This window comes from Bacillota bacterium, from assembly GCA_023511455.1.
In the GTDB taxonomy this organism is placed as follows: Bacteria; Armatimonadota; HRBIN16; order HRBIN16; family HRBIN16; genus HRBIN16.
Genome location: JAIMBJ010000011.1, coordinates 13,662 through 29,296, shown reverse-complemented (window position 1 = coordinate 29,296; position 15,635 = coordinate 13,662). Strand labels below are relative to the sequence as shown.

The window sequence follows — 15,635 nt, the reverse complement described above, 5'->3', positions numbered from 1 at the left end:
GTCACAAAACATAAACTGTCATCCTATCACTCCAACAAAAAACAGGGGGTGGGAATGAAACAAGCGTCCCTTCTGGTCGCTACGCTATGGGTGATAACGGTAGTTGATGCACAACAATACTCTGCGGAGAGGAATGCAACGATGAAGATAACCATCACTCTTCCAACCTCGCCGGCGAACCGTCATTACGCGGGCAACCGGGCGCCGCTGCTGCCCAGCCCGCTCATCAAACTGCCTGCCGGCTCTATCCGACCCGAGGGCTGGCTCCGTCATCAACTGGAACTGATGGCGGACGGCTTCACCGGGCATTTGACCGAAATCAGCTCATGGTGCCGGTTTGAGGGCAGTGCGTGGGCAAACCCGCAGGGGCAAGGTGAAAATGGCTGGGAGGAGCTCCCCTACTGGCTCAAGGGGTTTACCTCACTGGGCTACGTGCTGGGAGACCAGCGCATAATCACTGAAGCAAGACGGTGGATCGACGCCATTCTCGCCAGCCAGCGCGAAGACGGCTACTTCGGTCCAGAAAGCAACCGCGCCGCGATGGACCTCTGGCCGAACATGATTGCGCTGTACGCGCTGCGCACCCATTACGAAGCCACCGGCGACCCGCGCGTCATCCCCTTCATGCTCAAATACTTCCGCTGGCAGATGACCGTGCCGCTGGAGAAGTTCCTGCCCGGCAGCTGGCAGAAAGTGCGCGGCGGCGACAACCTGGACACCATCCACTGGCTGTACAACCTCACGGGGGAGAAGTGGATGCTGGACGCCGCGCGGGTTACCCATGAACGCACCGCGGATTGGGTGGGTGACATCCCCACCTGGCACGGGGTGAATATCTGCCAGGGCTTCCGCGAACCCGCCCAGTACTACCAGCAAACCGGTGATATTCGCTACCTGCGGGCTACCGAGCGCGTGTACGATACGGTCATGGGCATCTATGGGCAGGTGCCAGGCGGGATGTTCGGTGCGGATGAGAACGCTCGCCCTGGCTTCACCGGTCCCCGGCAGGCGGCGGAGACCTGTTCGATGGTGGAGATGATGTACAGCCACCAGCTGCTCACGCGCATCACCGGTGACGGCAAGTGGGCAGACCGGTGCGAGGAAGTCGCCTTCAACTCACTGCCCGCTGCCATGACGCCCGACCTGAAGGGGCTGCACTACCTCACCGCGCCCAACATGGTGCAACTCGACCGTCAGAGCAAAGCGCCACTGCTGCAAAACGGCGGCGACATGCTTTCCTATAACCCCTACGACTACCGCTGTTGCCAGCATAACGTGGCGTTCGGATGGCCCTACTTCGCGGAGCACCTGTGGATGGCAACGCCGGGCAACGGGCTGGCAGCTGTCTTTTACGCGCCCTGCCGGGTGGAGGCGAAAGTTGCCGATGGCACGACGGTGGAAATCGTGGAAGAGACCGATTACCCCTTCGGAGAGGAGGTGCAGTTGACCATCCGCACGCCAAAATCGGTGCGGTTCCCACTCACCCTGCGCGTGCCCGGCTGGTGCGAAACGCCACGCGTGGAGGTGAACGGACAGTCACAGCGACTACCCTCACCGGCGAAAGGCTGGATACTCCTGCAGCGCGAATGGCGCGACGGTGACCGTGTCAGGCTAACCCTGACTATGCCACTATTTGTTAAAGTATGGGACAAAAACCGTAACACTGTCTCCGTTTACCTCGGCCCGCTGGCTTTCTCCCTGCGGATAGGCGAACGATGGGAACGCTACGGGGGCACCGACCGCTTCCCCGCGTACGAAGTTTTCCCCACCACCGCGTGGAACTACGGGCTGATAGTGGACTTGAGCAACCCGCAGATGTCGTTTGAGGTCGTCAGGAAGCCAGACAAGGTTGCCGCACAACCCTTCACTCCAGAGAACGCGCCCGTCCTGCTCAGGGCGAAAGGCAAACGCATCCCGCAGTGGCGTCTGGAGGCGAACGGGCTGATTGGAGAGGTACAGGAATCACCGGTGCGCTCGGACGAGCCTGTGGAGGACATCATCCTGATTCCCATGGGATGTGCCCGATTGCGTGTGTCGGCTTTCCCACAGATAGGCGAGGGCCCGAACGCCAACGTCTGGCAGGAGACGAATACGGTCATTGCAGAGGCTTCGCACTGCTGGCACGCCGACACGGTGCTCGCGCTGAACGATGGGCTTTTGCCCTCTTCGTCTGCAGATTGGAGCATCCCGCGCTTCACCTGGTGGGACCACACGGGCACCACCGAGTGGGTGCAATACGTGTTTGCCCGCCCGCGCCGCATCTCGTGGTGTGAGGTCTACTGGTTTGACGACGAGCCGGCTGGCGGACAGTGCCGTCTTCCGGAGTCGTGGCGCGTGCTGTGGTCCGACGGTCAGCAGTGGTATCCGGTGAAGGTCACTCACAGCGAAGAAACACGTAAGGACGCTTTCAACCGCGTCGAGTTCGAGCCGGTAGTGGCTGCGGCGTTGCGGTTAGAGGTCAAGCTCAGGGCAGGATACTCTGCTGGCATTCTGGAGTGGCGCGTGGGCGAGTAGCTGCACTCTCTCGGCGATATTCACTGGTGGTGAGGTTTCCGCCGAGCCGTTCGGCGTCATGGTGGGGGAAAGAGAGGGAATCTCCTCCCCTTCTGGTTCGTCTTATCCGTTTAGAAGGGATATGGGTGGGTACCATGTTCGAACGGGACAATCAACTGGTGGAACGCGCCAGAGCGGGTGACGTAGACGCCTTTGGCGATCTGTATCAGCACACCCACCGGCGCATCTATCAGTATATCCGCCAGATGGTACCCACCTCAGAGGACGCCGAAGACCTGATGCAGGAGGTCTACCTGCGCGCGTGGAGTGGGCTGAAGCAACTGCAGGCGAACGAAGCCTTCTGGGTGTGGTTACATCGCATCGCACGCAACGCGGTGCTGGACTGGAGAAAGCGCAAACAGCTCACTACCGTTTCTCTGGAGAGCACCTTCACCGATGATGAAGATGGAGAGACAGAGCCAGTGGAGGCGGCTGACTGGTCGGAGAACCCGGAGCAGATTGCCCTCTCCGAGGCGATGCAGGAGGCGGTATGGCAGGCAGTGCGCTCTCTGCCCGAGAATCACCGCGAGGTGGTGACCATGTACTATCTGGAAGATATGGGCATCTCTGAAGTGGCACAGGTACTGGGGGTGCCGAAAAACACGGTGCTGTCGCGACTGGCGCGGGCGCGCGAGACGCTACGGCGCAAGCTGAGCTATCTGGTGGACGCGAAATGAGGCGATGAACATGGAGTGCACAAAAATCAAAGCGAAATTAGCCGATTACTCGGTGGGGCTGCTGGCTGAGCGAGAGAAACAAATGGTTGAGGCACACCTGGCGCAATGCCCCTCCTGTGCTGCGGAGCTGCGCGCGCTGGAACGGGTGGACAGGGTGTTGAGAACAGTGGAACCCGAGGAACCGCCCGCGCATCTCTGGAACAGCATCCGGGCGCGTATAGAGGCGGAACCCCAGAGGGTACAGATACCCTTCTGGCAACGATGGTTTTCCGTGCCTCGCTTGGCTTTAGGTGGCGCAGCGGCAGCAGCGGTGCTGGTAGCGATAGCCTATTTCAGCCTGCCTCGCTCGCCAGAAGGAGATGCTCCCCAGCACGACAACGCCGAGCAGTTGATGCACACCCACCAGATGATGTCCTGGGGCGACCCGCTGAGTGACAAAGCCGCTCTAGGCGTGATGCTTGCCAGCCGCTCACAGCCTCAGGAGGTGCCCTGATGCTGAACCGCTGGCTGAAAATAGCCGTTCTCTTTGCGGCAACGATGGGCGTGGCGTTCGCCCAGAAGCCCGACCCGGCACAGCGCGTGAGGGCGGCATATCAGGCAGAAAGCAGGGTCACGCTGAGTGGGGTCATGCGTACCACCAGTACCGTTCAGGCAACCGAAATCAGCTCGGAGGTGGTCGTCTACCGAAAAGCGGGCATGACGCGCTACGAGTATCGCTCGCCCGAAATGCGTGGACTGGTGCTTATCGATAAGGGCGATACGCTGATACGCCTCGACCCCACCACCCGTACGGCAACGGTAGAGACCGTGCACCGCTCGCCTGCTACGGTAGACCTTGTGCTGAAAAACTATCGGGCGGAGCTTGCTGGGCAGGAGCAGTTGCTCGGACGGCAAACAGACGTGATCACCCTCACGCCCCGGCAGGGAAGCGGTCCCACGCGCAAGCTGTGGATCGACCGCGCGACAGGCGTGGTGCTTCGCACCGAGCAGTACAACTCCGGCGGCAAGCTGGTGTCGCGTTCGTTCTACTCATCGGTGGACTGGAAAGCCTCCCCACCGGACAGCCTGTTCACTGTACCAGAGGGCTGGCGGCAGGTAGCCGCCCCGGTGCAGACGGAGCGACACTGGCAGAAAGAAGACCTCTCCCGTAGACTTGGCTTCACCATCCGCGAGCCGGGCTACGTTCCGCCGGGCTTCGTGCTGGACGGCTTTCATCTGGTAGTACGTCCGAACGCACAGCCATCGGCGCACATCCGTTATGTCGATGGCTTAAACAGTATCTCCATCTTTGAACACCGCTGCCCGCCCGGTCGCGGACGAGGCTTCCAGTGGGGGCGGCGCATGGGCAGACGCGGTAACTGCGAGTTTTTCACCAGCAACGAAGGCAACGTGCTGGTCAAAGAGGTCGGTGGTATCCGCTTCATCGTCGTCGGTGACCTGCCCGAGAACGAGCTGCAGAAGGTCATCGATAGCCTGAGATAGTCTCACGCCAGTTCTCATCCATTTTCCACAATACCACCTGAAATACCGGGAATCTTCCCTTCCTTTGCATCTTCTTATCTTATAGATACACTTTATGGAGGAGGTTCGGTGATGAAAACCGTCAGGATGTTGATTCTCAGTACGGTACTGTTGTTGGGGCTATCCATTCTGCCTTCCCTGATGGCACCCATTGCCCCGCAACACGCGAGGTCATGGAGCGCCGCAGCGCAGAACGTGGCGATTGTGGAAGGCAAGGTGGTAAGCATCGGGGAGGACAGCTTCGTGATGCAGGTGCGCCGCGTGCGTAATTGCGACCTCAAAGGGCTGACCGTCACCGTCGTCTGGGACGAGCATACGCAGTGGACGCGCGGTAAGCGTGCTGCTTCTCCAGATGAACTGTGGGTTGGCGCTGCGGTCACCGTATCCGGCATCGTAGAAGACAGTGTGCTTTACGCACAAACCGTACAGATTGGCGGGGCACATCCGGCAAGAAGGTAGCAGGTCGCTAACACAACGTCGAGGAAGCCGCCCTATCGGGCGGCTTTTCTGCTATGAGCCTTTTTATCGCTTCCGTCCACCTTCAGGGCAGGTTTTCTCTAGCCTCGCAAGGAATATTCTCCCGATAAGAGCCGATGCCAGGGGAAAACAAACCGTGACTACCGCCTGTGAAGCCTTCAGGAGCATCCATTCCTTGCCACAATCAGTCCAGACGTGGAACCGCGCCGCTGCGCTGGGCAGCCTGTGGGCGGCGTTCGAGATTGTGGTGGGAAGTTTCCTGCACAATCTGCGTGTGCCCTTCGCGGGTACCGTGATGGCGACGGCAAGCGTCTTCCTGATTACCGCCGCTGCACAGGTGTGGACAGACAAAGGTCTTATCTGGCGCACGGCGCTGGTGTGCGCACTGATGAAGTCGGTATCCCCCAGCGCGGTTCTGCTCAGCCCGATGATTGGCATCTTTGTCGAAGGGGTTATCCTGCAGGTGTCTCTGCGCCTTCTGGGGCGAGGTTGGCTGGGTTGCGCCGCAGGAGGCGCGCTGGCGGTGAGCTACACACTCCTGCAGAAGCTGGTTTCGTTGACCATCATCTACGGCATCGACCTGATGCGTGTGTTCACGGAGCTGGTGCAGTTCGCCTCTCAGCGAACAGGCTGGCAGGGTTTGCAACCGGGTGGCGTACTCCTTGTGCTGGTATCTCTACAAAGCGTATTGGGGATAACGGCAGGGCTTACCGGCTGGTATGTGGGCAGGCGTGTTCGGGACACGTATGCCACCAGTGCGGAGGATGTTGACCGGGCAGTTAACAGGCAGCGCATGGTTCAGCAAGGCGGTGTGGAGTTCAACCGCTCCCTTCCGTTACTGGCTGTTTGGTTAATGCTTTTACCTGCCGGTTTGTGGCTGGTGGGCTCGGCTCCGCTTTCCCTGAGCGCGCCGGCGGTCGCTGTGGTGGCTATTGCCATACTCGTACGCTACCGCCAGCTGGCAAAACGGCTCCACAATCCCCGTCTATGGGCGGAGATACTACTGCTGGCATTGCTCTCCGGGCTGGTGTTGGGTTCGGTAAGTGGAGACACGGCAGGGGGACTGCTGGCAGGCGTACGGATGGCTTTGCGGGCGGCGCTGATGGTGCTTCTGTTTACAGCCATCGGCGTGGAGGTCGCGCATCCACGCATCCTGCGCCAGCTCTCGAGGGGGCGTCTGGCAGTGTTGCACACAGCCATCCAATCCGCTGTCTGTGCCCTGCCCGACTTCCTCGCGAGTATCCCCAATCTGAAGGATGTTCTGAGGGGGCCGGTACAGACGATGGCGCGCCTTTTTCGGCTTGTCGACAGGTGGCAGGAACGCCTCTCGGCACGCCGACGGTTGATACTGACTGGAGGCAGAGGCGAGGGCAAAACGACCCTCTGCCTTGCTCTGGCAGAACGCGCACGTCGTGCAGGGTGGAAGGTGGGTGGCATCGTCTCGCCCTGTTACGGCAACAGCGGAGAACGCGATCTCTTCCTGGTCAAAGACCTGCAGTCGGGAGAGGAACATGTGCTGGCGCGGCGGTCAGAACAGGTGGGCACCATTCGAGCGGGAGCTTTCGCTTTTGAACCCGACGGCATCGCCTTCGGGCGACAGGCTCTGGAATCGGCGAAGGAGGCGAACGTACAGCTGCTGATTGTGGACGAGGTGGGACCGCTGGAGTTGCAGGGCGATGGATGGGCGCCCGTCCTCGATCGTCTACTTGCGGACGTGTTCGGCGTCATGGTATGGGTGGTGCGCCCGGAGCTGGTGGAAGAGGTGCGCAAACGGTATCCTTTGCTCGTTCACACCGAAGTAGTCCGCGCTGCAGAGGCGGGAGTCGAAGACCTCTGGAACCGAATCTCTGGAACAGGATAGGCAGGCACCCGAATCCGCCCGCTGTAACAGGGCGAAGATGAATCGCCACTCCTTTGTCGGGACTGAGACGGCTACCTGCTCAAGCGGATGGCATCCATGTAGATTTCACCCGAAGGCTGTTCGGCATACCACATGAGCTCGGTGACCGCCGACAGGTCTATCTGTCCCTTAATGGAGGAAAGGTCGTACTTCAGGGTGTTGGCGCCGGGTGGTATCCGCGTGTTCCATATCCAGTAGCGTTTTTGATGCACATCGGTAAGGCGCAGGTTGACGGCGATGGGTGAGCCTTTTCGGAACACATCCAGCTTCAGCGTCCGCCACCCACGCCAGTCCATCGGGAAACCGCCAGTGTCCAGAATGACTGTCTCGTGGCGTGGGGAAAGCTTCAGGCGCAGCGAATGTTTTCCCTCAGTGGCGTATTCCGCAACAATCGAGCGTGGCGCAGTGCCACCGACCATTGGCAACATCGTCCTGCGCTCGAAAGAGAACAGCAGATGTTCCCCTGACGGGAGACTCGCCCGGTGATGACCGCTGCTGCACGCCGAGAGTAACCAGAGCGTGGCAGCAGATATACCGATGGTCTGCACACACATACGGACGAGGTGTGGGGACTGCAACGCTTTCCACATGGGCGTCCTGTCATACGCACCCGATACGGTGTCTGCTTTTCGGCACACTATCGGTCTGCTTACTCATGGCTGCTTAGCCGCATCATACGGGAAACGCGCTTCTCCAGAATGGGCGAGGTGCCCCATAAGACCGCTGCCAGCAGAGCCAGCCACACCATCACTGCCCCCTCGGCGCATTGAGCGATTCCTGCAGCAGGCGCGCGCTTTCCACATGCCATATCGGCTGTATCTCGAACTCGGTCACATTCAGCGGGCTTTCGATCTGCACCCGTGCCACATATCGGTCGTCAACGGCAATGACCAGCGTGCGCCCCACGTTCTTTGCGGAAAACTTCCACAGCCTGCGCCGCCCCTCTTCGGTCAGACGTACTTTGACAATACCGTAGTCGCCCGTAAGAGGTGGCGGAGCAGGCAAGGTACGCAGCTCCGCGCCCGGTGCAAACTGCGCTTCGGTAAGCACGATAGGGGCGCGATCGAGCAGTTGCTCCACCATAATCGCTCTAGCGCCTGGGCGGATGGCGGGTTCCTCGCCTGCCGCGAAGGACTTCGCCTGCACATCCTCCTTGCGATACACGTAAACGGTTTTATTCGCCACGATGGCGGTTAAATTATCGGGCAGGGCGATGAACATCACGCGAGACCGCTGTAGCGGGGATTCTTCAATGCGCTGCAGCTGCCACTGCGTGAAAAAGTGACTGCCGACATACCACAGCGCAATCAGCAGGATAACCGGTATGACAAATCGCAGCGATGGTAAAGCACGGAACATGCCTCTGGTTCCTTTCTTCGTTCTGTCGGTTGGTTCATATTTGCGCGAGCCTCACCGGCACACCTCGCTCATGTAGGTAGGTTTTGAGTTCCGCAACCGTATAGTGCCCATCATGCACAATGCTGGCGACCAGCGCGGCATCCGCCAGTCCCTCTGTCAGCGCATCGTACAGGTGCTCGGGCTTGCCCGCCCCGCCGGAAGCGATTACGGGAATGCTCACCGCCTGAGCTACCGCCCGCGTCAGCTCGATGTCATAGCCGATCTGCGTGCCGTCGCGGTCCATGCTGGTCAGCAGGATTTCACCTGCCCCCAGCTGCTCCACCCGCTGAGCCCACTCGATGGCGTCCAGTCCCGTTGGTTTGCGGCCGCCGTGTGTGTATACTTCCCAGTACGGTGTGCCATCTGATTTGGTTCCCACCCGTCGCGGGTCTATAGCGACCACCACGCACTGGCTGCCGAACCGCTCCGATGCCTCGCGGATAAGGTCAGGGTTCTGCACCGCAGCGGTGTTGATGCTGATTTTGTCCGCGCCCGCCTTCAGGATACGCCGAAAATCTTCTACAGTGCGAATGCCCCCTCCTACGGTAAAGGGGATGAAAACCTGTTCCGCCACCCGTGCCGCCATCTCCGCCACGATGTCGCGCTGTTCGTGGCTGGCGGTGATGTCCAGAAAAACCAGCTCATCTGCACCCTGCGCGTCATACAGTGCACCCAGCTCCACCGGGTCGCCCGCATCGCGCAGGTTCACAAAGTTGACACCCTTTACCACCCTGCCGTCTTTCACATCCAGGCAGGGAATAATGCGTTTGACCAGCATTGTTGACCCCTCAGGTGATACCACCTCTATTGTACCGCTTTTAGAGGAGGATGTCATGCGGAAATGAGAGTGTTCGGGAATTGTTGAGAAGTTGGTTGCAGCGCAAGGAGAGAGGCGGTCTTGCTTTACCTCACCCCCTCTCCTACGAGGAGAGGGGCGTTCCCCCCTTTCCTCGCAGGGAAGAGGGCAAGGTGGTTAGGTGATCTGTTCATTCTAACCACCCATTTCGAACACCCTCTGCGGAAATGCGGTATAAGGATGCGGGTGATGCCAGATGGTGACGTTAACCATGCTACACATCGGTGCGATGCGTTCCTCACCAACGAAGTACGGTTGAAACAAGTAGATGCCGTTTGCGTACTGGTGCTGGACGATTTAGCAGAAGAGGTGCCGAGGGACCGACCCCCTTGCCGAGGTCAGTCCTGTGAAGGGGTCACGTCGCTGAAGAAAGGCAGGTAGTTGCGCCACACCTCGTTCTTTGCGCCCTCGATATACTTACTCAGGCTGATGTAGGGCACGTAGCGTGGGCGGCGGGGCTGGCGCAACAGCGTCATGCCCGTCTGATGCAGGGGTTTATCTCCCTTTTTCAGGTTGCACTTACGGCAACAGGTCACCAGGTTTTCCCAGTCGTCGCTACCGCCCAGGCGCTTGGGCACCACGTGGTCTACCGTCAAATCTTTGCCGCGGTAGCCGCAGTACTGGCAGGTGTAGTCGTCGCGGGCGAAGATGGTGCGCCGCGTGAGCTTGAGTTCAGGCAGGGGGCGCTTGACGTGATAGCGCAGCTTCACCACCGACGGCACCTGAATCACTCTGTCCACGGTGCGCAGACGAACGCCATCCACGTGCAGCACCTCTGCTTTGCCCAGCAGCACGAGCACCAGCGCGCGCCGCACGTTGCACACATTCAGCGGCTCGTAGTCATTGTTCAGTACCAGAACCTGTCTGTCCGTCTCCCACATGATTGTTTCCCTGTTACTACGGTAACGAAAAAACCCGCTGCGGACACGGCAGCGGGCTTGCGCGATTAGCTGTATCGGATACGCATCACGTGTCCGAAGCGATGATGACGCCAGTGCTTATCCTGTTGCACCGCAATCCCCCAGTAATGCCATCGCCCGGTGGCTAATCTAAGGTTAACATTATATCGTCCAAATGGTATCACTTTACCTCACCCAAGTAATGCAATTGTATTATAGCCACAATCTGGCGTTCTTGTCAAGAGAACCCTTGACGAAGAGGGGTTTCTCTGATACCATGTAACAGGAAATGTACGAATCGCTACGAGACAGGCACGGCGGTTCGTCGCGAATCTTGCACCAAGAAGGAGGAGAGTCATGGCGGTTAAAGTCGGAATTAACGGCTTCGGGCGCATCGGACGACTGGTTCTGCGCGCGATACTGGCGAAGTACCCCAACGATATCGAAGTGGTTGCCATCAACGACATTGTGGACGCCCGCACCAACGCCCACCTGCTGAAATACGATACCAACTACCGAACGCTTCCCAACGAGGTCACAGCGGACGACGAGAACATCTACGTTGATGGCAAAGCTATCCGCAGCTTCGCTATCAAAGACCCCGCGACCATTCCGTGGGGCGAAGTGGGTGCGCAAATTGTGGTGGAGAGCACCGGCTTGTTCACCGATGCGGAGAAAGCCAGGGCGCACCTGCGCGACACGGTGAAGAAGGTCATCATCACCGCGCCCGCCAAGAACGAGGATGTGACCATCGTGATGGGCGTCAACCACGAGATGTATGACCCTGCCAATCACCACATTGTCTCCAACGCATCCTGCACCACCAACTGCCTCGCACCGGTGATGCGGGTGCTGCAGGATAGCTTCGGCGTGGAGAAAGGCTTAATGACCACCGTGCACGCCTACACGAACGACCAGCGTGTCGCCGACCAGGCGCATAAGGACCTGCGACGCGCCCGTGCCGCGGCGATGAATATTATCCCCACCTCTACCGGCGCAGCGAAAGCCATCCACCTGGTCGTGCCCGAATTGAAGGGTAAGATGCACGGTATCGCGCTGCGTGTACCCGTCGCGACCGTGTCGGTGGTAGACCTTGCGGTGCAGTTGAGCAAGGAAGCTACCGAAACCGAGATCAACGACGCCCTGCGAGCGGCGGCGAACGGGCGCATGAAGGGTGTGCTGAAAGTGGTGGACGACCCCGTCGTCTCCAGCGACTTTATTGGCGACGACCACTCGTCGATCGTAGACGCCCCCTCCACCATGGTGCTGGGCGGTAACATGGCAAAGGTACTCGCCTGGTACGACAACGAGTGGGCATACTCGGTGCGCGTCGCCGACCTGATTGACTACATGGTGCAGAAAGGGCTGTAACCACCCCACAGACAGGGCGGGGTAAACCCGCCCTTTTTGATGTCAAGCACGGGAGGTGCAACCATGAACAAGAAGACCATTGAAGATATCGACGTCAAAGGCAAGCGCGTGCTGGTGCGCGTGGATTTCAACGTGCCACAGGATGAAACGGGAAAAATCACCGATGACCGGCGTATCCGCGCGGCACTGCCCACTATCCAGTACCTGATGAACCAGGGCGCGAAGGTCATCCTTGTCTCGCATCTGGGGCGCCCCAAAGGTAAACCTGAAGACAGGGAGAAGTTCACCCTGAAGCCCGTCGCCGAGCGATTGAGCGAGCTGCTGGGCAAGCACGTGACCCTCGCCCCTGATTGCGTGGGACCGGAAGTAGAGAAGATGGTGCAGGCGATGGAGGATGGCGATGTTCTGCTGCTGGAGAACGTGCGCTTCCATCCCGAGGAAGAGAAGAACGACCCCGAGTTTGCCAAACAGCTGGCTTCGCTGGCAGAGGTGTACGTCAACGACGCTTTCGGTACCGCACACCGCGCCCACGCCTCCACGGAAGGGGTCACCCAATATCTGCCCGGCGTCGCAGGCTACCTGATGCAAAAAGAGATCGAATATCTGGGCGGCGCACTGGCGAATCCCAAACGCCCCTTCATCGCGGTGCTGGGCGGCGCGAAGGTGAAAGATAAAATCCCCGTCATCGAGAACCTGGTGAACAAAGTGGACAAACTCATCATCGGTGGCGGGATGGCATACACCTTCCTGAAGGCGCAGGGCAAAGAAATCGGGCAGTCGCTGCTGGACGCCGACTCGCTGGACTTCTGCCGCGAGATGCTGGCGAAGGCGGGCGATAAAATCCTGCTGCCCGTGGACGTGGTGGTCGCCGACGGCAACCCCTTTGAGAAGGGACCCGATGCCGTGCAAACGAAGGTGGTGTCGGTAGACGCCATCCCAGCCGACTGGCAGGGCGTGGACATCGGTCCCGAGACCCAGAAGCGCTTCGCCGAGGCGGTGAAAGGGGCAGGAACGGTCGTGTGGAACGGACCGATGGGCATCTTCGAGTTCGAGAAGTTTGCCGTCGGAACGCGAGCGATGGCGCAGGCCCTGGCGGATTCCGGCGCGGTAACCATTGTGGGCGGCGGCGATTCCGCCGCGGCAGTGGAGCAGCTGGGCTTTGCCGATAAAATGACGCATATCTCCACCGGCGGTGGTGCGTCGCTGGAGTTCCTGGAGGGCAGGGTTCTGCCCGGCGTAGCGGCGCTGCAGGATAAGTAGCGTCCGTGTGCACAAAACCCCGAGGGCGAAGCTTCCGGTGAGCCGAACCCCCCGCGGGCGGGGATGAGTTTACGGCTCGGTGGGAGCTTCGCTCTCCAGAAGGTGAATGGCTGATTGACCACCCCCATGCTCTGCTTGACATCGGGCAAATCTGGGCATATAATAACATGGTGAGTTTGCTCTGGCACCGCAGTCACAAACTCACTCTCTTCCCAACACGGTATCACTTCGTTAAGAATACAGGAGGATAGGAGGCAGCGATGCATTTGACAATACGAGCGGGACGCAAGAATGCTGCTCTGTTTGCGTCTGCGCTGTTCGCGTTGCTGACCGTCTCACGAGCACATGCCGCTGAAGCCATCGACCTTCCCCCCTTCGGGCCAACCGAGCGTTTGGTGCTGTGGGTAGTGCTGCTGTTCGCCTTGCTGGCGATTGGCTTCGGCTTGTGGCTGCGCGCGTGGACGCTGAAGCAAAGCCCTGGCAACGAGAGAATGCAGGAGGTCGGACGCGCCATTCAGGACGGTGCGTATGCTTACCTGAAGCGGCAGGCGAAGACCATGATCTGGTTCGTGCTGCTCATCACGGTGGGCTTGTGGCTGCTGTACACGCCTGTCTACTCCGACAAGCCCATCCTTGCCGTCGGTGTGGCGATAGCCTTCTTTATGGGCGTTGCCGCGTCATACTTCGCGGGCGTGGTGGGGATGGACATGGCGGTGAAGGGCAACATGCGCACCGCCAATCAGGCGTTGACCACCTTCAAAGGCGCGCTGGAGACCGCCTTCCGTGCAGGCGCGGTTTCCGGCATGGCGACCGTCGGTCTGGGATTGCTGGGCGCGATTATCATCTTCCTGCTGTTTAAGGAAGATGCGATGAAAGTGCTGGTGGGCTTCGGGTTTGGGGGGAGCCTTGCCGCACTGTTCATGCGCGTGGGCGGTGGTATCTACACCAAAGCCGCCGACGTGGGTGCAGACCTGGTGGGTAAGGTAGAAGCCGGCATCCCCGAAGACGACCCGCGCAACCCCGCCACCATCGCCGACAACGTGGGCGACAACGTGGGTGACTGCGCAGGTATGGCAGCGGACGTGTTTGAGTCCTACGAGGTCACCCTCGTGGCGGCGATTATCCTGGGCGCGGCGACCGCCAGCGTACTGACCGGTCCGTCTGTGCTGAAGCTCATTGTCTACGCCCTGCTGGTGCGTGCGGTAGGCGTTATCGCCTCCATCATTGGCGTGCTGGGCGTGCGTGGCGAAGACCGCGAGGACCTCGACCCGATGCGCCCGATCAACGTGGGCTTCAATATCTCGTGGTGGGTCGCGCTGGCAGGCTTCGCGGTGGTCAGCTACTTCCTGATGAACGATATCGCCCTCAAGCCAGAGCTGGGCGGCAGACAGGTGGAATGGTGGCGATTCTTCCTCGCCAACGCCGCCGGTCTGGTGATGGCGCTACTCATCGAACGCCTCACCGAGTACTTCACCTCCACCCAGAAGAAACCCGTCACCGAAATCGCCTACTCGTCCAAGACCGGTCCCGCCACCATGATTATCGAAGGCTTTGCCACCGGTCTGGAGAGTAGCGTGTGGGCAGTGGGCGCGATCGTGATCGCGCTGTTGTTGCCGCTGTTCATCTTCCCGCCGGCGCTGTTTGGCGGCACGATACTGTCCTTCTACGGTATCGCGCTGACCGGTTTGGGACTGCTGGCGACCACGGGCTTCATTCTGGCAATGGACACCTTCGGTCCCATCGCCGACAACGCCAACGGCATCTTCGAGATGTCCGGCGCGCTGAAGGAGCAGAAGGTGGTGCCCGGAAAGTTGAGCGGTGACCGCATCGTGCACCGTCTGGACTCGGTGGGCAACACCACCAAAGCGTTGACCAAAGGCTTCGCCATCGCGACCGCAGTGGTGGCAGCGGTCGCTTTGTTCCACTCGTTTGTGGAAGATGCCCGCCTGTATGACCCTGTGATGACTCGAAACACACTGCCGGGATTGCCCATCGACCTGCCGGAAATCTTCATCGGCTTGTTGATTGGTGGCGCGGCGCCGTTCCTGTTCTCGGCGTTCTCCATCAAAGCGGTGGGACGTGCCGCCTTTGAGCTGATCGAAGAGGTGCGCCGGCAGTTCCGCGAGCGACCGGGCATCATGGCGGGTACCGAAAAACCCGACTACGGACGCAGCGTGGCTATCGTGACCGCCGCCGCCCAGAAGGAGCTGCTCGGCCCTGGCGTGCTGGCAATCGCTCTGCCGGTGCTGGTGGGCTTTGGCATGGGCTTCAGCGACCCGATTAAGGGCGCACAGGCGCTGGGGGGTTATCTCGCGGGTGCAATCCTTACGGGACAGCTGATGGCGGTGATGCTGGCGAACTCTGGCGGTGCGTGGGACAACGCCAAGAAGAAGATCGAAGATGGCCTGTTCGGCGGCAAAGGCACCGAGTATCACAAGGCGGGGGTCATCTGCGATACCGTTGGCGACCCGTTCAAGGATACCGCCGGTCCCGCGCTGAACCCGCTCATTAAGGTCATGAACCTCGTGGGCATCCTGATTGCACCGGTGGTCATCCAGCCCATCGCTCCCTGGATACGCGCGGCGATTGTGCTAGTGGCTGTGGGTGCGCTGGCGTTCGCGGTCTACTGGAGCAAGCGAGGCTCTATCGTGGAGCAGGTAGAGGCAGCAGCGGTAACAGCTCCTGTTCCTACACCGGGCAAAGACGGATAAAGCAATCCGCTG

The 15,635-nt window shown here is 60.0% G+C and carries 13 protein-coding genes; 9 read left to right on the top strand and 4 right to left on the bottom strand.

Features of this window, described 5'->3' with window-relative positions; translation table 11 throughout:
• Positions 1–54: 54 nt before the first annotated feature.
• The 6 genes from K6U75_08205 to K6U75_08180 all read left to right on the top strand — a co-directional run bounded on the left by K6U75_08205 (position 55) and on the right by K6U75_08180 (position 7,089).
• Positions 55–2,514 (top strand): glycoside hydrolase family 127 protein, encoded by a 2,460-nt coding sequence (locus tag K6U75_08205; GenBank protein ID MCL6475018.1) that lies wholly within the window; start codon positions 55–57, stop codon positions 2,512–2,514.
• Between the two features lie 134 nt (positions 2,515–2,648).
• Complete coding sequence (locus K6U75_08200) at positions 2,649–3,230, top strand: sigma-70 family RNA polymerase sigma factor (protein ID MCL6475017.1); 582 nt, start codon at positions 2,649–2,651, stop codon at positions 3,228–3,230.
• A gap of 10 nt (positions 3,231–3,240) precedes the next feature.
• Positions 3,241–3,723, top strand: coding sequence for a zf-HC2 domain-containing protein (locus tag K6U75_08195; GenBank protein ID MCL6475016.1), 483 nt, complete (start codon positions 3,241–3,243; stop codon positions 3,721–3,723).
• Positions 3,723–4,712 carry a hypothetical protein gene (locus tag K6U75_08190; protein ID MCL6475015.1) on the top strand — a complete coding sequence of 330 codons (990 nt, stop codon included), beginning with the start codon at positions 3,723–3,725 and terminating at the stop codon, positions 4,710–4,712. Before K6U75_08195 ends, K6U75_08190 begins: the two co-directional genes overlap by 1 nt.
• Positions 4,713–4,823: 111 nt before the next feature.
• Complete coding sequence (locus tag K6U75_08185; GenBank protein MCL6475014.1) at positions 4,824–5,210, top strand: DUF5666 domain-containing protein; 387 nt, start codon at positions 4,824–4,826, stop codon at positions 5,208–5,210.
• 193 nt (positions 5,211–5,403) lie between these two features.
• Positions 5,404–7,089 carry a nucleoside-triphosphatase gene (locus K6U75_08180; GenBank protein MCL6475013.1) on the top strand — a complete coding sequence of 562 codons (1,686 nt, stop codon included), beginning with the start codon at positions 5,404–5,406 and terminating at the stop codon, positions 7,087–7,089.
• Between the two features lie 71 nt (positions 7,090–7,160).
• On the opposite strand, the gene K6U75_08175 is transcribed toward K6U75_08180, so the two are convergent.
• The 4 genes from K6U75_08175 to K6U75_08160 form a co-directional block, all read right to left on the bottom strand.
• Complete coding sequence (locus tag K6U75_08175) at positions 7,161–7,766, bottom strand: hypothetical protein (protein ID MCL6475012.1); 606 nt, start codon at positions 7,764–7,766, stop codon at positions 7,161–7,163.
• Between the two features lie 109 nt (positions 7,767–7,875).
• Positions 7,876–8,487: a hypothetical protein gene (locus K6U75_08170; protein MCL6475011.1), complete on the bottom strand. Its 612-nt coding sequence runs from the start codon at positions 8,485–8,487 to the stop codon at positions 7,876–7,878.
• A 34-nt stretch (positions 8,488–8,521) separates the two neighbouring features.
• The gene (gene hisF / locus K6U75_08165) at positions 8,522–9,304 is read right to left on the bottom strand and encodes an imidazole glycerol phosphate synthase subunit HisF (protein MCL6475010.1); all 783 of its coding nucleotides are present in this window, start codon (positions 9,302–9,304) and stop codon (positions 8,522–8,524) included.
• 416 nt (positions 9,305–9,720) lie between these two features.
• A complete protein-coding gene (locus K6U75_08160) occupies positions 9,721–10,263 on the bottom strand; it encodes an HNH endonuclease (GenBank protein ID MCL6475009.1) in 543 nt (180 codons plus the stop codon).
• Positions 10,264–10,638: 375 nt separating this feature from the next.
• On the opposite strand from K6U75_08160, the gene gap reads away from it, so the two are divergent.
• From gap to K6U75_08145, 3 genes are all read left to right on the top strand, one after another.
• A complete protein-coding gene (gene gap / locus K6U75_08155) occupies positions 10,639–11,652 on the top strand; it encodes a type I glyceraldehyde-3-phosphate dehydrogenase (GenBank protein MCL6475008.1) in 1,014 nt (337 codons plus the stop codon).
• A gap of 63 nt (positions 11,653–11,715) precedes the next feature.
• Positions 11,716–12,912 carry a phosphoglycerate kinase gene (locus K6U75_08150; GenBank protein ID MCL6475007.1) on the top strand — a complete coding sequence of 399 codons (1,197 nt, stop codon included), beginning with the start codon at positions 11,716–11,718 and terminating at the stop codon, positions 12,910–12,912.
• 260 nt (positions 12,913–13,172) lie between these two features.
• The gene (locus K6U75_08145; protein MCL6475006.1) at positions 13,173–15,623 is read left to right on the top strand and encodes a sodium-translocating pyrophosphatase; all 2,451 of its coding nucleotides are present in this window, start codon (positions 13,173–13,175) and stop codon (positions 15,621–15,623) included.
• Positions 15,624–15,635 lie beyond the last annotated feature (12 nt).

Bases quoted from the DNA above. Each gene is read 5' to 3' on its own strand.
- K6U75_08205 (MCL6475018.1), top strand. From the start codon at position 55: ATGAAACAAGCGTCCCTTCTGGTCGCTACGCTATGGGTGATAACGGTA.
- K6U75_08200 (MCL6475017.1), top strand. From the start codon at position 2,649: ATGTTCGAACGGGACAATCAACTGGTGGAACGCGCCAGAGCGGGTGAC.
- K6U75_08195 (MCL6475016.1), top strand. From the start codon at position 3,241: ATGGAGTGCACAAAAATCAAAGCGAAATTAGCCGATTACTCGGTGGGG.
- K6U75_08190 (MCL6475015.1), top strand. From the start codon at position 3,723: ATGCTGAACCGCTGGCTGAAAATAGCCGTTCTCTTTGCGGCAACGATG.
- K6U75_08185 (MCL6475014.1), top strand. From the start codon at position 4,824: ATGAAAACCGTCAGGATGTTGATTCTCAGTACGGTACTGTTGTTGGGG.
- K6U75_08170 (MCL6475011.1), bottom strand. From the start codon at position 8,487: ATGTTCCGTGCTTTACCATCGCTGCGATTTGTCATACCGGTTATCCTG.
- hisF (MCL6475010.1), bottom strand. From the start codon at position 9,304: ATGCTGGTCAAACGCATTATTCCCTGCCTGGATGTGAAAGACGGCAGG.
- K6U75_08160 (MCL6475009.1), bottom strand. From the start codon at position 10,263: ATGTGGGAGACGGACAGACAGGTTCTGGTACTGAACAATGACTACGAG.
- gap (MCL6475008.1), top strand. From the start codon at position 10,639: ATGGCGGTTAAAGTCGGAATTAACGGCTTCGGGCGCATCGGACGACTG.
- K6U75_08150 (MCL6475007.1), top strand. From the start codon at position 11,716: ATGAACAAGAAGACCATTGAAGATATCGACGTCAAAGGCAAGCGCGTG.
- K6U75_08145 (MCL6475006.1), top strand. From the start codon at position 13,173: ATGCATTTGACAATACGAGCGGGACGCAAGAATGCTGCTCTGTTTGCG.